General features: G+C 57.2%; 12 protein-coding genes and 1 riboswitch. All 12 genes read right to left on the bottom strand.

Going from position 1 to position 21828, the window contains the following annotated elements; all coding sequences use genetic code 11:
* Window positions 1-7: 7 nt before the first annotated feature.
* The 12 genes from C7459_RS13660 to C7459_RS13605 all read right to left on the bottom strand — a co-directional run bounded on the left by C7459_RS13660 (window position 8) and on the right by C7459_RS13605 (window position 21813).
* A complete protein-coding gene (locus tag C7459_RS13660) occupies window positions 8-6991 on the bottom strand; it encodes a non-ribosomal peptide synthetase (RefSeq protein WP_245884551.1) in 6984 nt (2327 codons plus the stop codon).
* A gap of 19 nt (window positions 6992-7010) precedes the next feature.
* Window positions 7011-10301 (bottom strand): condensation domain-containing protein, encoded by a 3291-nt coding sequence (locus C7459_RS13655; RefSeq protein ID WP_109689854.1) that lies wholly within the window; start codon window positions 10299-10301, stop codon window positions 7011-7013.
* 178 nt (window positions 10302-10479) lie between these two features.
* Complete coding sequence (locus C7459_RS13650) at window positions 10480-11343, bottom strand: 2-oxoacid:ferredoxin oxidoreductase subunit beta (protein WP_109689853.1); 864 nt, start codon at window positions 11341-11343, stop codon at window positions 10480-10482.
* Window positions 11344-11351: 8 nt separating this feature from the next.
* The gene (locus C7459_RS13645; protein WP_109689852.1) at window positions 11352-13082 is read right to left on the bottom strand and encodes a 2-oxoacid:acceptor oxidoreductase subunit alpha; all 1731 of its coding nucleotides are present in this window, start codon (window positions 13080-13082) and stop codon (window positions 11352-11354) included.
* 17 nt (window positions 13083-13099) lie between these two features.
* Complete coding sequence (locus C7459_RS13640) at window positions 13100-15358, bottom strand: hypothetical protein (RefSeq protein ID WP_109689851.1); 2259 nt, start codon at window positions 15356-15358, stop codon at window positions 13100-13102.
* Entirely contained in the window at window positions 15355-16494 is a 1140-nt protein-coding gene (locus C7459_RS13635; protein WP_170119459.1) for a glycosyltransferase family 4 protein, read from the bottom strand. The genes C7459_RS13640 and C7459_RS13635 overlap by 4 nt, the downstream gene beginning before the upstream one ends.
* Before the next feature lie 85 nt (window positions 16495-16579).
* Entirely contained in the window at window positions 16580-17455 is an 876-nt protein-coding gene (locus C7459_RS13630; protein WP_109689849.1) for a LysM peptidoglycan-binding domain-containing protein, read from the bottom strand.
* A gap of 7 nt (window positions 17456-17462) precedes the next feature.
* Window positions 17463-17601: riboswitch (cyclic di-AMP (ydaO/yuaA leader) on the bottom strand.
* Window positions 17602-17778: 177 nt separating this feature from the next.
* Window positions 17779-19227 (bottom strand): aminotransferase class I/II-fold pyridoxal phosphate-dependent enzyme, encoded by a 1449-nt coding sequence (locus C7459_RS13625; RefSeq protein ID WP_109689848.1) that lies wholly within the window; start codon window positions 19225-19227, stop codon window positions 17779-17781.
* A 167-nt stretch (window positions 19228-19394) separates the two neighbouring features.
* The gene (locus C7459_RS13620) at window positions 19395-19853 is read right to left on the bottom strand and encodes a YwhD family protein (protein ID WP_109689847.1); all 459 of its coding nucleotides are present in this window, start codon (window positions 19851-19853) and stop codon (window positions 19395-19397) included.
* Between the two features lie 39 nt (window positions 19854-19892).
* Entirely contained in the window at window positions 19893-20339 is a 447-nt protein-coding gene (locus C7459_RS13615; RefSeq protein WP_109689846.1) for a hypothetical protein, read from the bottom strand.
* Window positions 20340-20438: 99 nt separating this feature from the next.
* On the bottom strand, window positions 20439-21161 hold the full coding sequence (locus C7459_RS13610; protein WP_109689845.1) for an amino acid ABC transporter ATP-binding protein: 723 nt from the start codon (window positions 21159-21161) through the stop codon (window positions 20439-20441).
* Window positions 21154-21813 carry an amino acid ABC transporter permease gene (locus C7459_RS13605; RefSeq protein WP_109689844.1) on the bottom strand — a complete coding sequence of 220 codons (660 nt, stop codon included), beginning with the start codon at window positions 21811-21813 and terminating at the stop codon, window positions 21154-21156. Before C7459_RS13605 ends, C7459_RS13610 begins: the two co-directional genes overlap by 8 nt.
* Window positions 21814-21828 lie beyond the last annotated feature (15 nt).

Below are 21828 nucleotides of genomic sequence, written 5' to 3'. Positions count from 1 at the left end.
CCTTTCCTTACCCGAATAACTCGTCCTCAAGGTCTCCCAATGGTGACTGGACGATCTCGCGCAGACGTATCTCCGGGTCTTCCGTCAAGCGGTGCAGCAACTCTTGGAACTGCTCCGCCATCCCTTGCATGGTCACCGATTCGAACAAGTCGGTGCGATATTCGAACAGTACGTCAATTCCATTTGCATACTGGTGGACGTGTACATTCAAATCGAACTTGGCTGTTTCACGGCCGACCGAAATTGTGCTCATCTGAAGGTCTGGCAGCTGATAGTGGTTCTGGGCCACAAGTTGATAATTAAACATGACTTGGAAGAGCGGGGAACGGCTCAGATTTCGTTCCGGCTGGAGTTCCGCCACCAACTTCTCAAATGGTACGCTTTGGTGTGCATACGCTTCTAACGAAGTCAGCCGCACGCGGTGGAGCCATTCGCCGATGCTCGGATTGCCCGCCAAACTCGTGCGCAACACCAGCGTGTTCACGAAATAGCCGATCAGCCCTTCTGTCTCCTCCAACAAACGGTTAGCGACAGGTACGCCGATCAACAGGTCCTCCTGTCGAGTACGCGCATACAGCATCGCCTGGAATGCAGTCAGCATGACCATCTGCACCGTGACCTCTTGTTCGAGCGCGAACGCCTCAACTTGCTGAACGAGTGCGCTCGGGAGCGAAGTGCGGATTACCGCCCCTGCATAACTCGGCTTCGAAGGGTGGGGACGGTCGGTCGGGAGTTCGAGGATTGGCAACTGGCCACCCAGTTGCCTTTTCCAGTACGCCACTTGTCGCTCATAGGCCTCACTCTGGACAAAACGCTGTTGCCAAGCCGCGTAGTCGACATATTGCCAGGCGGGCTGGATGAGTGGCGAAGGCTTGCCTTGGGCAAACGCGGTATAGAGCGCCGCGACTTCCCGCGTGAACACACCCGCCGACCAACCATCCGAGATGATATGGTGTAGGGTGGCAAGCAACACATGTTCACTTGGCGCCAGACGGTACAGGTGGAACTGGTACAGTGAACCCGCATGCATGTCAAACGGACGAGCGCTATCCTCCAGAATCATCCGCTCCAGCACCTGCTCGCGATCGTCGTAGGCATGCCCCTGTAAATCGGTCATCGGCAGGTTCACCGCTTCCGGCGGCAATACGATGGCAACCGCCTCGTCTTCCTGAGCGCGAAACGCGGTACGCAGCGACTCATGGCGACAGATGATCTCCTGCAAGGCAGCTTGTAGATGACCCTTGTTCAAGTCACCCTCGAAACGCAACGCAAACGGCACATGGTAGAGTGCACTCTGGGATTCGAGTTGCTCGAAGAACCAGAGTTGTTTTTGCATATCGGACAACGGCAGGGCTCCCTCACGAGAGATCGCTGTCAGTTCACCTAGCTGCTCTACGGGTTGTTCTCGCAACGCCGTCTCCACCGCAATCGCCAACTGTTCAATCGTCGGTCCTTCGAACAAGTGGCGCAAAGGCAGGTCCACGCCGAATTGACGACGAACGCGGGACATGACTTGTGTGGAGAGCAAGGAGTGACCACCGAGGGCAAAAAAGTTCTGGTTCACGCCGATGCGCTCCAGCCCTAAGACCTCTGACCAAATCTTGCTTACCGTTGCTTCGATTCCTGTCTGTGCCACACGCACGTCCGGATCAATTCCTGCCGCAACTTCCGGTCGTGGCAGTGCCCGACGGTCGACTTTTCCGTTCACCATGAGCGGCAAGGCATCGAGCAGCAGATAATAAGCGGGTACAAATGCACTCGGGAGCCGCCGTTCAAGGTGAAGGCGCAATTCCTCCACAGAGATCGACTCCGTGTGGGTCGGTACCACATAGGCGGCGAGTTGCGTCTGCCCTTGTGCATCCTGCAGATCAAGCACGGTGCAAGCGGCTACAGCTGGATGGCGCATCAGAACAGCCGATACTTCGCCCAACTGGACGCGCACGCCGCGCACTTTGATTTGATCGTCGAGACGACCTAGCACTTCCAACGCGCCATCCGGTCGGTAGCGCCCACGGTCACCTGTGTAATAGACGCGGTCTTGCACAGCCTCACCAAACGGATTCGGACGGAAACGCAGCGCCTGTTCCTCTGGCGCATTGAGATAGCCTAGCGTACCAAAAGGTGTGCGCAGGACGATCTCTCCCGCCTCTCCGATCCCGCAGAGTTGGCCGCTTGCGTTGACCACCCACACCTGCGTGTTCGGTTGTGGCCACCCGGCCGGTTGCAGGCCCGGCATGACTTCACCACGGCGAACGTGATAGGAAGTTTTGATCATCGTCGTTTCCGTTGGGCCGTAGAAGTTCACGAGCTCACCCTCAGTAAAACGCGCGTGCCACCTCGTCACAAATCCATCGGTCAACGGTTCTCCGGAAAGGAACAGCCAGCGCAACGACGGTAGCGTCACACCCTCTGGTGCCCCTTGTAGCCACGACTGCGCCAACGACGGAACCGAGTGCAAGATGGTGATACGCTCCCGTTCCAACCAAGGAAACACCACATCTGGGCTGAGATCTTCCGGCTCGTCCAACAGGTGCAGAGTGGCTCCAGCAGTAAGTGGCAAGAAGATGTCGCGCAGAATCGCGTCGAAGGACAAGTGGATCATCTGCGCGACCCGATCCTCTGAACCAACATGGAACTCCTCACGCTGCCAAGCCAGGAAGTGGTTCAAGCCCTTGTGAGTGCCCAGCACCCCTTTGGGCAGATTTGTTGTACCAGACGTGAAGAACAGATAGGCGGGGGCATCCGGCTCCAGCTCTTCCCACACCGCGCTCTCCTCGCCGGCCAGAACGGAATTCGTACCCACATCGCCCGTTTCCTCAGATACACGCAACAAAGGCAATCCCTCTGCCAGATCACGAACTTCGTCTGCCAGTTCCTGCTCTGTGCAGAGCAGCAGACGCTTCGGTACGGCTTGCTCCAGCATCATGCGTTGGCGCAACGGCGGTAGATCCGCGTCCACAGGAAGCAACACGCCCCCGCTTTGCAGAACAGCCAACGCGCTGACCACGAATCCGATGCGACGACGGCTGATCACCGCTGTTACATCGCCTTTTTGCAATCCTTGTGCACGCAGGGCATGCGCCAACCGATCTACCCGAGCCAGCAAGTCTCCGTAGGACACAGCACGCCCAGCTTGGACAACCGCACTCTTCGTAGGTAGCTCCATCGCACGTGCCCGGAACTCGGTCAGCACCGATGGATACTGCGGCTCATCCAACGGCATCGCCACTTCAGGCAGGATTGCTTGAGCCGTCTCCGTCAGCAATGTAAACGTTCCAATCGGGCGATCGGGTTCGGCCAGCGTTTGTTGTAGGAGCCCTTGCAGTTGCTCCAGCAACATCGCCCCACGCACCTCAGAGAACAGTTCGGCCCGACAGACCAACTCCAGAACCATCACCTGTTCCACCTCTTGCACGAACAAGGTCATCAGATGCTTGGACACCAGTTGGAAGTCGTACGTCGTCGTGGCCCGTATCCCGGCTGCTTGTACTGTCGTTTCCGGCGAGTCAAGGTAATTGATCATCACATCAAAGATCGGATTGCGCAGGAGACTGCGCTCTGGTTGCACCGCTTCGACCACTTTTTCAAATGGCACCGCGGCATGTTCGTAGCCTTGTAACGTCACACTGCGCACCCGACGAAGCAGGTCGCGGAAACTCGGATTGCCCGAGAGATCACAGCGTAAGGGGAGGGTGTTCAGCAACAGACCGATCATCTCTTCCGTTTCGAGACGATCCCGATTGGCGACTGGCGTTCCGACGATCAGATCGTCGAGTCCGGACAGACGGTGTAGCAACAAGTTGTACACGGCAAGGAACACCATGAACGGTGTCACGCGCTCCTCCCGACATAACGACTTGACAGCTGCTGTCACCTCTACGGGTAACGGGCTGCGTTGCATCCTGCCACGTGTGGAAACGTCTGCCGTCAGCGGACGATCCATCGGGAGGTCGATCTGTGGCAATGAGCCAGCCAACTGCCGGGTCCAGTACTCCAGACCGCGCAGCTGCCCCTCCTCCAGGCGATTTCGCTCACGATATGCATGATCGGGATACTGCATCGCCACTTCGGCTAGCACAGATCCCTCATACAGCGCCAGCAACTCTCGCTTGAACACATCAAGCGAGCGCGCATCGAACACGATATGGTGGATGTTGAGTAGCAACAGATAGTCCTCCGAACGCATTCGCACCAAGCAACCTCGATACAGCGGCCCATTTTGCAGATCAAACGGCTGCTGAGCATCGTTCGCAAGCAGACGCTCGAACGCCGATTGACGTTCCGATTCTGTCTCTTCGCTGAGGTCAACAAGCGGTACATCCCAGGTGCTAGGCTCTACAATTCGTTGCATCGGCTTCTCGTCCACCACAGTGAATACTGTGCGCAACGCTTCATGTCGCCGCACCACTTCGCTCAGGCTGCCACGCAACGCATCCACGTCCAAGTTCCCTTCCAAACGCAACCCGAAAGGCACGTTGAACTGCGTCGTGTCGGGGTTTAACTGTTCCACAAACCACATGGCTTCTTGGGCATGCGACAACGGCAACTGCTCAGGACGCTCCGAGGTTTCCCACGCAACCGACTCCGATCGCTCAGTTGAACGTCCCTCTAGTAAAACGGCCAGCTCCTCCACCGTCGGACAGTCGAACAACTCACCCACCGACAAGTGCGCGCCCAGCGTCTCGCGCAGGCGTGCCACCACTTGGTTGGCAAACAACGAATGCCCTCCCAAGTAGAAAAAGTGGTCGGTCACGCCTACATCCGGCACCTGTAACACGTCTTGCCAAATCTGCGCAATCGTCTGTTCCAACGGGGTTCGCGGCGCGATGTGCTCCTCGCGGGCATTATCGGAAAACGAGACTTGTGGTAGCGCTTTACGGTCAATCTTGCCATTAGGGGACAGCGGCATCTGCTCCAACACCACGAATACGTTAGGAACCATATAGTCCGGCAATTTAGACTTCACATAGTGGCGGAGTACCGTCTGATCGAGGTCCGCTCCTTCAACCGCTGTTAGGAACGCAGCGAGAAACTTCCCGCCGTGGCGATCCTCCTGGGCCACAACCACGACCTCGCGTACGGCCTCATGCGTTTGCAACACCGCCTCGATCTCTCCAAGTTCAATTCGCAAACCCCGAAGTTTGACTTGATGGTCGATGCGTCCAATGTAGTCGATCGTGCCATCAGGCAGATGCCGCGCCAAGTCACCTGTTCGATATAAGCGAGCACCTGGCTTGGTCGTGAACGGGTCGACTACGAATTTCTCCTCATTGAGTTCCGGTCGATTCAGATACCCACGGGCAACTGCCGTACCGCCGATGAACAATTCGCCCGCCACACCGCGCGGCACTGGTTGCATCCGGTCGTCGAGCAAGTAGATCTGCGTGTTGGCGATCGGATACCCGATCGGGACGACCCGCTTTGCCGACTCGCGCTCACACTGCCAATGCAAGACGATGACCGATGCTTCCGTCGGCCCATACAGATTGTGTAACTCGGCATCCAATTTTGCAAAATAGCGCTCTTGCAACTCAAACGGCAACGCTTCCCCTGCGCAAAGTGCCCGCTTGATCGTCGTGCAGTCCTCGACTCCGTGCTCCTCTAGGAACAACTGCATCATCGACGGCGCAAATACGATCGTCGTAATTCCCTGTTCCTTCACCAACTTGACCAAGTATGCACTGTCCTTGTGCCCTTCTGGTCGGGCGATGACGAGACGCGCTCCGTAGACCAGCGGCCAGAACAGCTCCCACGCCGATACGTCAAAACTGTAAGGTGTCTTCAACACATGGCGGTCATCTGGAGTCAGTCCAAACACCCCCTGCATCCAGCGCAACAGGTTACAGATCCCGCGGTGTGTGCTCATGACCCCTTTGGGTTTGCCAGTTGAGCCAGACGTATAGAGAATGCTGATCATGTTGTCCGGAGAGAACGTACCACCTGGGTTTTCCGTGCTCTCCTCAGCGAACTTCGTCCACTCGGTATCGAGGCAGATCAATTCAAACCCTGCGTTCGGCAGCTGTTCCAACCACCGCTTCTGTGTGAGCATCAGCGGCACCTGCGAATCCTCCATCGTAAACGCCATACGCTCCGCTGGGTGATAGGGATCAACTGGTACGTAGACACCGCCGGTCTTGAGCACGCCGTAGATCGCAATCAACATCTCCAGCGAACGATCCATGCATACGCCCACCCGCACATCCGGACCGACGCCCGACCGCACCAAGTAATGGGCAACCTGATTGGCACGCTCGTTGAGCTGGCGGTACGTTAGCACCTGGCCTTCAAAAACCAACGCGACCGCGTCGGGCGTCTTGGCAACCTGCCGCTCGAACATCGTATGAATGCATTCCTCCGGCCCATAGTCGACCGACGTATCATTCAGCCCATGCAACACTCGCTGCCTCTCCAAGGCAGAGAGCACTGGCAGACCCAGTAGATCCGAGTCCGGCTGCTCTACGATGCCAACCAACATCGTTTCCAAGCTCTCCAACAACTTTTCCACCGTCTCGTGCTCCAACAGTTCAACACGATAATCAGCGGCTAGCACCTTGTCACTGATGATCAACGACAACTCATACGGTGACTGCCCGGGGTCCGCACTTGCGACAGAGCCCCACGCATATCCAACTTGAAAAACGGACACGTCCGTTTCGATTGCCGGACCACAACGCACCGACTGTACCAACGTAGAGAACGGCTGGTCCGGTGCTACATGTACCCGCGATGGATGTACAGAGCCGGTGGCAGACTGCACCCCTATGACAAGATCATCCTGTCCCGTGTAGCGATACAACAGGGCGTGAATAGCCGCGAGCACCACATCTTCCATCGTGGACCCAAACTGCTTGCTCAGTTGGCTCAACCCGATTGCAAGACCTTCCGGAAATTCACGAGCTACACGACGGCTGTGCATGGACGGCACGGCCTTGCGCGGCGCATCGGTCGGCATATTGACAATGGGTAGGCTTTCACGACCCTCAACGGTCATCTTCAATCCAATTCCCTCCTCAAAAAAGCTCTTCCCAAGCATCCTCTGCCACGGCTTCCTCAATCTGAAGCTGTGACAATCGCAGCTCTGGGTCGGTGGAAAACTGCTCCAATACTTGAACGATTTGCTCCAAGAACCGATCCACAGTCTCTGGACGGAATTTGGCAACCGCGTAGTTCGCCTCCAGCACGATCCCGCCATCCACTTCGCGCATCGACATCACCAATTCATAGGCGGACGATTCCGCTTCTTCCGTCCCATACAAGCGTTGCACCGCCTCCTGCACCCGGTCAGCCAGTAACTCGGTCAACGGCTGTGGCTTCAAACGCATCCCGTTCAAGCGAATCTCGCCATCCGTCACGTTTTGCCCGATCAAGATCACCGAGTACAGCGACGCGGCCTTGGCTCCTCGTTTGCGCAATTCCTGCCACAACAAATCGAACGGATAGTCTTGGTTGGCATACGCGTCAAACGACGTCTGTGCCGCCCGTGCCACCATCTCCGCGCAGGTTGGGTTGCCCGACAGATCCGTACGCATCGCTACGGGATTGATCATCGGCCCGAATACTTCTTCCAACTCTGGATGGGTTCGACCTGAAAGCGTCGCCCCGACAGTGACGAGCGTCTCCCGCGACAAGCGAGACAGCCACGCCATCACCCCCGACAACACGGTCGCATACAGCGAACTGCCCTGGTCCTGCGCCAATTGATTCAACCGAGCTGTGATCTCGGACGACATCTCGATCGTGCGCACATCAAGCGGATTGCGTGCCCAAACGCCTGTATCGCCCGGCAAGCTCGGAGGTTGCACATCGTCCCGCAGCTGCGTGAGCCAGTAGTCCAATTGGCTTTGTAACTCGCCATCTGCCAGTCGCTGATGCATCCACGCCGCCGCATCAGCAAACGGCACCACTTCGGGTAGTTTTACTTCGTCCTCTCCACGTCGGAACGCGGAGTAGTACTCATTCAAATCACGGATCAACAGACGGACCGCCCAACCGTCATACCCGATGTGATGCGCACAGAGGAACAAGAGCGACTTCTGCGGGCTTAATCGGTACAATTCAAAGCGGAAAAACGACTCGTTGCTCAGGTTAAACGGTGTCGTCCATACGTCCAAGACGCTCTCACGCACCATCGCCAGTTGCTCAGACTCCGGCAGTTCCTGTACGTCGTGCTGGTGTAGATGCGGTTGTACCCCGGCATTCAACCGCTGGTACGCTACACCATCCTGTACCTCGATGGTTGTACGCATGATCGCATGCCGAGCAACAAGTGCTTCGAAAGCGCGGGCAAAACAATCCGTATGCAATTCCCCTTCAATTACATAATAAAAACCAGAGCCGAACTGGTTGCTCGTCGACAACTGCGCCGAAAACCACAAGCGTTCCTGAGAGGGAGACAGCGGGTATAACGCTTGCTCCGGCAAGCGCGGAATCGAGGCATAGCTCGTAGCCGACACCTGCGTTTGAGCCCCCACAGCTCGCTCCACCGCCTGTGCGAGTGCTTCCAGCGTTTTGGTTTCAAACACGATGCGCATCGGAAACTCCACGCCGTAGGTCGCCCGCATCCGGATGACCACTTGCGTTGCCAACAGCGAATGTCCACCTAAGTCAAAGAAATTGTCGTGAACGTCGATCTCCTCAACCCCAAGCACTTCAGACCAGATCGCCGCCAGACCTCGCTCCACCTCATTGCGAGGTGCGGATAATTCCCCATCACGATGCAACTCCTCCTGCATGCGCTCCAACCGTCCACCAGGCCACAGTCGCCCACGGCTCAGGGTCGTCCACTCCGCGTCCGCCAGGTCCTGCTTGCGCGCCTCGATCACACCGACGGCTCCCAATGGAACCCACTCTCCTGATGCATCGACAACCCGTACTTGCACATCTGGCAACGGGCGCCACAGATCATAATTTTCTAAATGTTCGGTTACATAAAGCCAACCGTCGTCCTCAGCACGTTCCAAAGATCCGGCCTGCCCGCGTAGCGCGGCTGCCTGCAAGTCTTTCGTTGACGAGTGCCAAAAACGCAACTCCCCACACCGCAGGTGAGAATCTGTAGACAGTTGCTCCAACATCTCCAACAGCGCGAACAACCATTGGTTCACCGCTTCCTCCGGCCAGATCCGCCCATCGGTCCGCACCGTCAACTCTGCGCCATCCGCATCCATGTAACAGGACAACAACGCCTCAAACGGTTCCACCTGTCCCCGCTCCTGCAACAAGGACACTCGCACCCCCGCCACCTCAAAATCAGACCAGCGCTCTCGACTTTCGAATCCGATCTGGAACATTCCGCGCTCGGCGGCGGTTCCCGCCTTTGGTGTCGTCAACTCCCAACTCCACGACTCCTGCCATTCGTATGCCTCCAGAGTGACTCGGCTCAACCGCACAGCCGCATCCTGTACGCGCTCTTCCTCGTTCCAATGGCTGGTAAGCGGTACATAGCGGGTCATCAGTCCAAGCGCTGTTTCAACGCCCTCATCTGTCCGTCCATCACAACTTAACCCCATCACGATTTCCGATTGCCCCGACACGCGCTGCCAGACCGTACGCCACGCCAACAAGACAAGATCCTGTGTCTGCACGTTCCATTGACTGGCCGTTCTGGCCAACTCTTGCCAGATGTTACCCGAAACTCGTTGTGATTTGAGTACCTGTTCCTGATTCTCCGTCGCCAATTGCCAAGGTACGTGCAGAGCCGGAACCGCATCGAGTCGTTGCCGTGACCAAAACGCCCGACCCGTGTCGCTTTCCTCGTCTTCGAGCAGTTGGTTCAACCACTCGGAAATGACTGTGTATGTAATCGCTTCCTCTTCCGCGTCTACAGATACAGTCTGCTGCTGTTGCACCCGTGCTTCGTACAAACGGAACCATTCGTGTACCAAATACTTAGAATCTGGGTCCGCATGGAGGGCTGGAACTTGTAGGACTACAATCCCTCTCTCTGGCTGTTCCGACAGTAGGGCTGCGCGAAGCAGTGGTCCTTTTTCCAAGTCGCAGGTCGTGAGCGACAATTCGTTCAATATACGTTCTATATCAGGGGACTGAACGTTTTCATAGACTGTCCATGCGGTCTTGACCTCGTCCAGAACGACCTGTACCGGGATCGATAGACCTGGCATCTTGTGAAACACCGTACGTAACACTTCTTCGCGGTGGACCAACTCTTCCAATGCTTCGGCCAGTAGATCGGGCTGTAAAGAGCCTTCAACAAGAACAGACATCTGCAACTGTGAAGTGCGAGACGTGTTCCACACACGTTTTTGTTGCGGAGATAGGCGGTAACCTTCGATGGATGTGTTCAACTCACTCTTCCTCTCTATATCAACTTAGTCTTGATTAGATTCAGTATAATTCACCCTTGTCTTAAATTATTTTAGGCAGAACAACTGATTTAGTCAATATAGTTTTACCGATAAAAAATAACTTTATTTTTTCACAACAAAAAAGGCACCCCTTTTGGGAAAGGGGATGCCTTTTTTCCTATCTGCGGAATTGATCCATCAGCGATTGCATTTCCGCTTGCGGAATCTCCAGCGGCAATTTCACCGTGCCGCGGTCGGTCGCGCCGAGCACCGCTTCGTGGAACGCGGGACGATCTTCTTGGTAGAGGATGCCGGTGCAAACCGAATCGGTCTCCCCGATGCGTTGCAACGCTTTGGCTTTGTTGTGCTTGTCATAGCCTTCCTCCTCGTCAAGGTTGACGATGTTCTCCTTGAACCACTCGTAGGTATTGACGCGGTTGAAGGTGACACACGGAGAGAAGACATTGATCAGCGAGAATCCTTTGTGTTTCATTCCTTCTTCGATGATGCGTTGCATCTGTTTCAGTTCGCCGGAAAAGGCTTGGGCGACAAAGGAAGCCCCTGCGACGATCGCCAACTCCAACGGCTTGACCGGTTCTTCCGCGACACCGGTCGGAGAGGTTTTCGTCTTGAAGCCTTTTTTCGACGTGGGGGACGCTTGCCCGGTGGTCAAACCGTAGATGTGATTGTCCATGACGATGTACGTGATGTCCACATTGCGGCGGCAAGCGTGAATGAAGTGACCCATCCCGATGCCGTAGCCATCGCCGTCACCACCTGCCGCGATCACCGTCAAGTCTTGGTTCGCCATCTTGATCCCTTGTGCAGTCGGCAAGGAACGACCATGCAGGGTATGGAACCCATAGGACCCAAAGTGTTGCGAGATCTTCCCGGAGCAACCGATCCCCGAGACGCAGCATACGTCCTCCGGCTCCAGTCCCATGCGCACACAGACTTGTTGCAGGGCGGCCAGCACGGAGAAGTCGCCGCAGCCTGGGCACCAAGTCGCTTTTTCAAACCGAAAATCCGCCAAAGTTGCCATGTCTCAAATCACCCCTTCACCGCTGTGACGATATCGCGAATCGTAAACGGATTGCCGTCGTACTTCAGAACCGGGTTCAGCTTGGCGTGGTAGCCAATTTCTCGGGAAATGATGCCCGCCAGTTGTCCGGTGTAGTTGTTGTCGATCACATACACTTTTTTCGCAGCTTCGAAGTACTTTTTCACATCTGTCGGGAACGGTGCCAAGCAGCGGAATTGCAAGTGACCATAGGAGATGCCGTCAAAGTGCCGGGTCGCTTCTTGAATCTGAGCCACTGTCGAGCCCATGCCGACGATCAGCACATCCGGTGCCTCGACCCCGGTGTAATCATAGCCCCAGTCATTGACATGCTTCTGCAACTCATCAAACTTGCGGAAGCGCTTTTCCATCTGCGCTTTGCGCATCGGCACATCCTCGATCTCCAAGCCAGTCTCTTCGTGCTCGTTGGTGAGGGCGCAGTACCGACCGTTTTTCATGCCAGGAATCGAGCGCGGCGAGACCCCCGATTCGGTGTCAAGGCTGTAGCGCTTGAACGCCCCCTTCTCCAGAGCATCGAGCTGTTCTTGGTCGACGAACCCTTTGCGAGCGATATCGACCGTGGAGAGGTCGAGGTCGCGGAACGCCATTTTGTTCATCCCGAGCAGCAGGTCGGAGCAGACGATGACCGGCAGTTGGTACTCCTCCGCCAAGTTGAAGGCACGACCGATTTGATAGAAGCAATCCGGGATCGTGGTCGGCGTGATGACGATGCGCGGAGTTTCCCCGTGCGAGCCGTAGAGGGCTCCGCTGATATCCGACTGCTCCGTTTTCGTAGGCAGACCTGTCGAGGGGCCGCCGCGCTGGACGTCGACGATGACCAGCGGGGTCTCGGAGATGCCCGCCATGCCAAGCGCCTCCATCATCAGCGACAGACCTGGGCCAGACGTTGAGGTCATCGAGCGGACACCTGCATAGTTCGCGCCGATCGCCATGATGCAAGCGGCAATCTCGTCTTCGGCCTGCAGGACTTTCCCACCATACTTCGGCAGGTTGGCGAGCACCCAGTACAAGATCTCCGTCGCCGGGGTGATCGGATAGGCCGCGAGGATGCGACACCCGTTCAACACAGCGCCTAACCCGATCGCTTCGTTCCCCGACATCAGCAGGCTGCCTGTTGCGGGCTTGGTCGCTTGCGGTGCTGGGCGGCGGACATCGCCGTAGTGATCCTTGATGTAATCGTAGCCTTTGTTGAAGGCGGTTTTGTTCAGCTCAACAAGTTCAACGCCTTTTTTGCCAAATTGTTGTTCGATCTGCTCGTAGAAATTGCTCGGATCGATGTCAAGGACGTATGCGGAGGCACCCGCTGCGACCATGTTTTTGATGATCGCGTTGCCGAGTTCCTTCGCCATGTCGGAGAGCGGCACGGAGCAAACTTTCAGCCCTGCACGCTTGGTGGTCGCTTGAAACTTGGCATCATGGATGATGATGCCACCCTCGATCAATTCGTCTTCATTTTCCTGAATCGACAGTTGGTCAAACGCGACCAGCATGTCCAAGTCGTCGCCGTGGTAATAGATCGGGTCGAGCGTCGATGCACGAATTTTGTAGTTCGTGTGCCCGCCCTTGACGAGCGACATGAAATGGCGATAGGCAAATATGTAGTAGCCCATCCGCGTGAGCACGGTTGCCAGAATCTCCCCGGTGGAATCAATCCCTTCCCCCTGAGCCCCGCCAACCTTCCAAGTGAATTCGTTGGTCATGTAGGTCACCTCATACTTCATTCTGGTGGTGCAGTGTCTTGGACTAGTATGTCCCAATTCTGGATTTCCATCGCCTGTTGTGGAACCGGATCAACCAGCGGCACTGCCGCGTAGAGCAGGGCGAGTCCTGCCGCCACCACGCCAGAGTCGTTGAACAGGAACGCTGCGACCGCCGCCGTGACGATCATCCGACCGTTGCGCAACAACGCCGCCTCCGCATCCCGCCTGCTGTAAACCCGCACGACGAGAAACGCCAGCAAGAGCAGGAACAGCTTGCCCCACGCGGAGACGCGCAACAACAGCAGATTCAACTGCAATTTGCGAGCGACGAGTTGGTAGAGCTCGCTGAATTGCCCGTCGACCAGCTCACGGGCGCTACGCCCGATGTGCGTCTGCTCGCTGCTAGGCAACATCACATTCATCACCATCATGCCGAGCACGACCACCACAGCCACGGAGCTCAGCCACAGCCAATTGCGCCGTGTCATCCGCCAATCGCTAAACTGCATCAACGCATAGGTGCATCCGATCGCGGCCGCCAACGCTCCGCCTGCATTCGTACCGATGCGCGGTGCAGCAAACAGATAGATCACGAGGAGAAAAAGCGCGGCCAGCAGCGCCCGCCCGCGCACGCCGATTTTTTGCCGCGAACGAGCCGCTGCGTTCAGCCCGAGCAACAGCGCGCCGAGCAATATCCCCATGTACTCATTGCCAATTCCGTAGTACCGCGCCCCTGCTATCGGATCATAGGACAGCACCGACTGTTTCAACAGCGGCGCTCCGAGCAGGAGATCTGCGACCAGCGTCAACACCGTGCCACCCGCCAACACCCCGAGGCGGACGAACGGGTCGCGCAAGCCGCGCAACATCAACCCGATCGACACTGTCAGCCCCAGCGAGTACCACACCGTCTGCTCCGTGCTTGTAGGAGCGAACAGCGGTACGCAGAGCCACGACAGCGGGAAGACCAGCATCAGTTCAGCCAGCGGTGTGAGGTAACGCAACCACGGGCGACGGAACCATTCGGCGAGCAAGAGCAGGGCCGCGAGCCCGATCCACGTGTTGATCCATGGTTTGACCAGCACCGCACGGGCGTTGCTCGGCACCAACATCCGGTCGACCTGCTGACGCAGGAGGTGGAGACTGTCCTGCTTGGCATTCATCACCGTCTGCCCCAGCGCGGGTTGCCCTAGCCATGCTTGGTGCGTATGTACATAGCCGAGCCCCTGCAGAAAGCTCGCGAACGTTGGCGCGAGGTCGTAATTGGCGATCAACCCTTTGCGCTTGGTCGTGGACGAGGTCAGAAGCCCACCGACCATCACATCGCCACCCGCCAGCAACACCGGAGCCAGCGCCGGCGCGTCAGCCGCAGGGTGCTTGATCGGGGAGACGACGGCGAGCATCGTGTTCGGGCCAATGTCTGGCAACAGCTTGCCGATCAGTTCATCGCCCTCGTGCAAGGCGAGATTGTAGAGGCTTTGTAATTGTGAATCTTCCATTAATACTTGCGTCCTGTACCACCGCCCGAGATCACCCGGTTCCAGCACGAACAGATTCGCTTGGTTGCGCACGTTGCGGTACTGGGTATACAGACTCTCCACATCGGTTCGCATCCCATAGGGGCGCGTAAGATCGGACACATTCCCTGCGCGCAGGGAGCCATCATCCACCTGCCCCTTGCTGTCTGCGGCGATCAACGCGGCGGGACGGTTCAACTCATCCCCCCAGTCTGCATTGCCAAGCACTGCCGTTTTGCCACCCGCTTCGTGTACCGCGTCGCCCAGAGCGCCCAGCACGGCGGTGTTGGACTTCGACTTGTCCACACCTTCGAGCAAGAGCGGCCATTGGGAGACGACGATCCTTCCGGTCGGCTCTGTGCCCATGTGGCGAACGTAGAGCTCACGTCCAGTCAACACGTGCCCATCCCGGTGGATCGTTTCGTCGACTTCCATCGCCTCCGCCGCGCTGACCACGGCCCCCGCTCGACTGCCTGCACCGAGCGTGAGCGCCGCGTTGACCTCGTTTTTTGCCCCCAAGGTATTGAGGTTCATCACCCCGACAGAGCCGAGCTTCTGCATCCGCCACAGGTTCGGCGTGCGCTCAGGCGAGAGGTCAGACAGGCGCAGTCCGTCGAGCAGGACGAGCACGACTTTTCGCGCCATCTTGTCTTTGGAGGCGTTCTCCGCTTCTTGCGCCGCCTGTGCGGACGGCAACAGCACGTGCAACCCCAGCACCAACCCCAAGAAACTTGCGAGCAGTCTGGCTTTTTTCCTCATACGATCACCCCTTGCCGACTGGCCATCACCTCGTCATACTCGCGCAACACCGACCGCATCATCCCGTGCCGGGAAAAATGCTCGTGTGCGCGCAAGCTCCCTAGACGGCCCATCCGTTCGCGAACATCGCCACGCTCGATCAGGTAACAGAGAGCGCTCGCCACCAACACCGGGTCCGCTGGCGGCACCAGCAGGCCGGTCTCACCGTGCAGGACCACCTCTGGCAAGCCTCCGACATCTGAAGCCACAACGGGACGGCCCGCCAACATCGCCTCGATGGCGACGAGGCCCAGCCCCTCCTGACGCGAGGGAACGGCGACGATGTCGACCCCTGGCAACAACTGCGCAGCGTTCGGCACTTCCCCGAGGAAACGCACGCGCGCGAGCCCGATCTTGCCTGCACGGTTTTGGTAGTCGGAGAGCAACGGACCGTCCCCGATCAAGACCAATTCCGCATCAAAACCACGGGACAGCAGGATCGTAAACGCCTCCAACAGCACATCGATGCCCTTCTCCTCCACCATCCGACCGATGCAGGCGATCACGATGCGCGACTCCTCCTCGGCCCCGAGCACAGCGCGGGCATAGCGGCGGGTCAAGGGCGGCGGGCCTTGGATGCCGTTGCGGATCGTGACCGAACGGTGCTCCTCCACGCCGTGCTGGTGGCAGACTTCCCGGCGCAGGGAATCGGAGACTGTGATCACGCGATCGGTGTCGGCAGCGAGACGGCGCTCCAGCGCGTTGAGCGCTTTTTTCAAAATCGCTTGGCGGGGCAGGACGTGGTTGTGAACGGTGTACAGCACCGCCGGACGCGGTTCGATCCTCCGCACGGCGAACCGTCCGACATACCCGGCCTTCGCTCCGTGCAGATGCACGATGTCGAAGCGTTCGCGACGCAAGATGTTTTGCAGATGGCGCATCGCCTTGAGGTCGTGAATCGGGTTCATGCGATCGTCCAACGGAAACGCAAGCGTGGGAACGAGACTGCTCAACTCGCGAAAAAACGCCGTCTCCGGCGGGCACGCTGCGGTCACGCGATGCCCCGCTTCCAACAGGCCGGTGATCAGATCGAGCACGTGGCGGCGCATGCCCCCTTGCATCGGGCGCAGGACTTGTAAAACCTGATAGGTACGCATAAGTTCACCTCTTCTCATCCTTCCAGTATGTCCCCGAATCGGGCATGAAAAAACCACCTGTCCGCAAACGGAACAGGTGGTTTTTTTACTTCAGGATATACAGTTGGATGTTTTGCTTGCCGAACTGCACCAGTTGTTGCTGGTTCGCCTCGATGTAGAGGTCCACACGGTTGCCCTTGATCGCGCCACCGGTGTCCTCAGCTACCGCGACGAATCCGCCAGCCGGCAGCAACGGAGAGTTGTAACCGGTCACCCAGACTTTCGTGCCGAGCGGAATCACGTTCGGGTCGACCGAGATCACACCTGCGCGGACTTTGGTGCCGATGCGGGTGTAACCGCCCCACTGCCAGTTGATGTTGCCCGGACCGTAGGCGGTCGCGGCAACGTCCACCGTCTTCGTGTACGGCAGTCCCGCCACAGTCGGAACTGCTGGTTGCGCCTGCGGAATCGGAGTCAGCACCGGCACGGTGGTCTTGATCGGAGCATGGGCTGGTGCCGGAGCGGTTGCATGGACCGGTGCCGGAACGGACGCTTTGCCCGCACCCGGTGCCGGAGCGGTTTCGACTGCTTTGACCGGCGGGATCGTCACGCCGTTTTTGCCGACGGGGATCATGATCACTTCACCGATGAACAAGTTGGTGCGGTCGAGATGGTTGACGCTCAGGATATCGGTGACCGTTGTGTTGTAACGCTTCGCCAAGTAGGACATGTAGTCCCCACTGCCGACTTTGTACGGAAACGGCAGGGTCAGCTGTTGGCCCGCCAGAATCACGTTCGAATTCAAGTTGTTGGTGTACTTGACCGCCTCGACCGTCGTCCCGTTGACTTTCGCCAGTTGCGACAGCGTCTGTCCCGGTTGCACGGTGATCGAAGCTGCTGTTGCCTTCGTGTCAGCGAGGGTCAGTGCCCCCGCCACCATCAATGCACCTGCGAGGAGGTGCTTCCATTTTTTCATCATCATGGTCTTGCACGTCCCTTCTAGAAGCCTGCGGAGTTAGCTGACGGATTCGGGAAGAAGGTTCCCGCTCGCCACGTGTTGTGGCAAGTTCACCCCAAGTTTGGTTCCTCCGCTCCTCTTCGTGTGTGAGGATTCGGCTTGTTATGGTTTTTTACGTTCGGTGTCGAACACTTGCTTCACTCTATCAGACAATCCCGAGTGGATCACTAGGCGATAACTGGAAACCAACTGGGAATATCTCCGCAGCCGATCCCACTGCGGGTTTCCCGCGATCTGGAAAAAAGCTCCTCCCCGCCCGGAGGCGGAGAGGAGCTCTTGTATCGAAACTATTTGAGGACTTTGACAAACTCGATATTCGGGTCGTCCGGGCCTTGCACGGGCAGACCTTCCTTGATGTGTTCGACGATGTAGCCGATATTGTCAGCCGTGACAACTTCGCCCGGCATGACGATCGGGATGCCCGGCGGGTAGACCATGATGAATTCGGCGATGATGCGTCCGGCCGCTTCGGCGAGCGGGACGATCTCCGTCTGTTTGTTATAGAACGCGTCGCGTGGCGAGAGCGCCAACTGCGGCGTGGACGGGTATTTGACGTGCTTGCGCTCCAGCACTTCACGGCGGTACTTGACCGCGATCACTTCCAGCGCGCTGACCAAGAGATCGATCGTCTCTTGCGTGTCGCCGAACGTGATGATGCAGAGGATGTTGTACAAGTCGGACATTTCGACTTCAATGTTGAAGTCAGAGCGCAGGATTTTCTCCACTTCCCAACCGGTCAACCCGAGGTCGCTGACGGTGACGTTGATTTTCAACGGGTCATGGGCGAAGGTTGCGCTGTTTTTGAGGATCTCATCGCCAAAACAGTACATGCCATCGATGGCGTTGATGCGACGGCGTGCATCGTGTGCCAGATCCAACGTCTTCGTGATCAAGTCATGACCGTGGATCGCGAGGTTTTTGCGCGCGACATCGAGCGAGGCGAGCAACAGGTAGGACGTAGAGGTCGTATGCAGCATCGAGAGCACCGACTGCACGTGCTCCGGCGAGATCAGGCCCTCGCGGATGTTCAGGACGGAACTCTGGGTCATCGAGCCGCCGAGCTTGTGTACGGAGGTTGCAGCCATGTCAGCACCCGCCTGCATCGCGGAGAGCGGCAAGTCTTCATGGAAGCCGAACAGCACGCCATGCGCTTCGTCGACGAGCACGGGGATTCCGCGCGAGTGGACGAGATCGACGATCGACTTGAGATCGGCGGACACACCGAAGTAGGTCGGGTTGATCAACAGCACAGCTTTGGCATCAAGATGGGCATCGAGCGTATCGCGAACCGTGTCCAGCGATACCCCATGGGCGATGCCGATCTCAGCATCGATCTCTGGATGCATAAATACGGGATGCGCGCCGGAGAAGATGATCGCCGAGAGGATCGATTTGTGCGAGTTGCGCGGGACGAGGATCTTTTCACCAGGTCCGACGGCCGCCATGACCATCGTCATGATCGCACCGGAAGTGCCATGAACGGAAAAGTAAGTATGGTCCGCGCCATAAGCACGTGCGGCGAGCTCTTGCGCTTCCTTAATGATGCCTTTCGGGGAGTGCAGATCGTCCAACGGCGCGATGTTGATCAGATCTATGGAGAGGGCGTTCGGGCCGATAAACTCGGAAAACTCATTCGGCATCCCGAAGCCTTTTTTATGCGCGGGAATGTGAAACTGAATCGGGTTCCGGCTCGCGTGTTCCACGAGCTTCGTGAACAGGGGGGTTTGGTTTTGCATCTCACACCTTTCCTTTCGTCAACAAAGATACGAAGGGTATTATATCACCAATGAGATAGATTAGAAATAATCTTTTCTGAATTTCTATGCGTTGATGCATAGGGTCTAGAAAACAGGAAGACCACCGTGGGCCGATACTCCCTCAGTGGTCTGCACAACATCCGCTTTTACAGTTGTCCCTTGATCTCCTCTGGTGTGTTCGCCCAGAGGTCGGCACGGAACGTTTCGAGGAAGTTGCGGAACTTCGCTCGCTCCTCCGTGGTGAGGTGCGCCAGCGAGAACTTGCCCTTGATGGCGCCATCCATCGCCATCACCAATGCGCCCATGCTCTTGTAGCCCACCATGTCCTCGCTGTTGACCACGAGTTCCGCTGAGACCAGTCCATAGTACCCACGGCCCGTCTCGTAGGACTTCAACTGCACCCAAACTTCCTTCACCTTGCGCCCGTTCGGGACATCCTCTGGCTTGGTGTAGGTGCGGAAATCAACACCGCGCTCCAGTCGAGACTTGCCGTGGATCGCGCCATTGTCTACATAGAGATCATCGCCATCGATCATCACGACAGACAGCGTTGCAAAGTCATCGGGCGTGCCATGTCCGGTGCGCCCTGTCAGGTTCAATTCCATGTTTGAAATCCCTCCCAGTTTTAAGGGATCGTACTCGATTTAGGCGTTTTTTGTCAAGGTCACCAGCAACCTCCTGAGCATCCATCCGATCACGGCTCCGACCATCAGCCCCACGATCGGCAACCAGACGGGCCCCCACCAGTCGGTGGAATAGATCACACCCAGTGTTCCCGTATACGCGGAAAAAACAAACGGCAAATAGCCAAACCGCCCCTGTCCACCCCCAGCGAACGTATACGAGTCCCACACCGCAAACATGTAGACACAAGGATAGAACATCAACCATTGATAGTTAGTCTGTTGCACAGAGGCTGATAGATCCCCATGAAAACTCGTGATGATCGCCGCATTTAAGTGCGATTGTACATTGATCAAAAACTCCAAGCCAACGAACAGCACCCCTTTGAAAACCTGTCCGTTGAGCAGTTGGCCGAATCCAGGGAATGCAATCGACCACAGTAATCTTTCGAAGGAATCGACCTTCATACACCTATCCCCTTACCCCTGAGGTTGACATCTGTTTTTCTCTTACTGTTCCCTATCACACGAAAAAAACAGCCGACCCACACCGGGTCGGCTGTTTTTTTACAACATCTTGTCCAAAAAAGTCTGGGCGCGTTCGCTCTTGGGCTGTGTGAAAAACTCCGCGGGCGGGGCGTCTTCTACGAGCCGACCACCGTCGAGGAACAGGATGCGATCCGCCACTTCCCGGGCGAATCCCATCTCATGCGTGACGATAGCCATCGTGATGCCGGTGTGGGCCAGTGACTTCATGACCTCCAGCACTTCCTTGACCATCTCAGGGTCCAGTGCGGAGGTCGGCTCGTCGAACAGCATGATCTCCGGCTCCATCGCCAACGCCCGGGCAATCGCGACACGCTGTTTCTGCCCGCCAGAGAGCTTCGACGGGTAGACGTCCGCTTTGTCGGCCAGCCCGACGCGGGTCAACAGGTCGAGCGCTTTTTGCCGCGCTTGGTCCTTGGCTACTCTCTTGACGTTGGTTGGAGCATAGGCGACATTCTCCAGCACCGTCATGTTCGGAAACAGGTGGAAATGCTGGAACACCATACCGATCGACTGGCGAATTTTCATCGCATCAGCACGTGGCGCGGTGATCTCCTCCCCCTTGATCACAACGTGACCGCGGGTCGGAACTTCGAGCAGGTTCAAGCAGCGGAGCAACGTGGACTTCCCCGATCCAGACGGGCCGATGATCGCGACGACTTCCCCCTTGCCAATCTCGACGGAGATGTCGTGCAGGACGGCAAGTTTGCCAAACGATTTGGAAAGCGATTCTACCTTAATCACTGCGACGCAATCTCCTTTCGAGCACGCGGGCTCCGAATGTGAGGATCATGACCATTCCATAGTAGATCGCCGCGACGAACAACAGCGGTTCGAAGTAGATGTACTTCTCCGCCGCCACGAGGTTGCCACGACGCAGGAGGTCGAGCGCACCGATCGTGGAGATCAACGCGGTATCTTTGAGCAGCGCGATGCTCTCGTTGACCATCGCGGGGAGGATGTTTTTGACCGCTTGCGGGAGGATGATGTCCCACATCATTTTTTTGTACGGAATACCTAAGGCAAGCGCTGCTTCGCGCTGGCCTTTGTCAACCGAGATGATCCCGCCACGAATCGTCTCCGAGATGTAGGCGGCGGAGTTCAAGGCAAACGTGATCACGCCCGATTGCAACGGTTGTATGCTGTAGCCGGTCAGTTGCGGAACGGCGTAGTGAATCAACGCCAGCATCACGATCAGCGGTGTTCCTCGAAAAATCGAGGTGTAGACCACGGCAAATCCATTCAAGTACTTGTTGTTGGAAATTTTGAACAGCGCCAGCACGACGCCCCACAGCAAGCCAAGCACGGCGGAGAGCAGCATGTATTCCAACGTGACCCCGATCCCACTCAGGATAAAAGGGATCGAGGGCACAATTTTGCTAAAGTCCAAATTCATGCCCCAGAGTCACCT

This window comes from Tumebacillus permanentifrigoris (assembly GCF_003148565.1).
Classification (GTDB): Bacteria; Bacillota; Bacilli; order Tumebacillales; family Tumebacillaceae; genus Tumebacillus; species Tumebacillus permanentifrigoris.
This window is presented reverse-complemented; position numbering and strand designations above follow the sequence as displayed.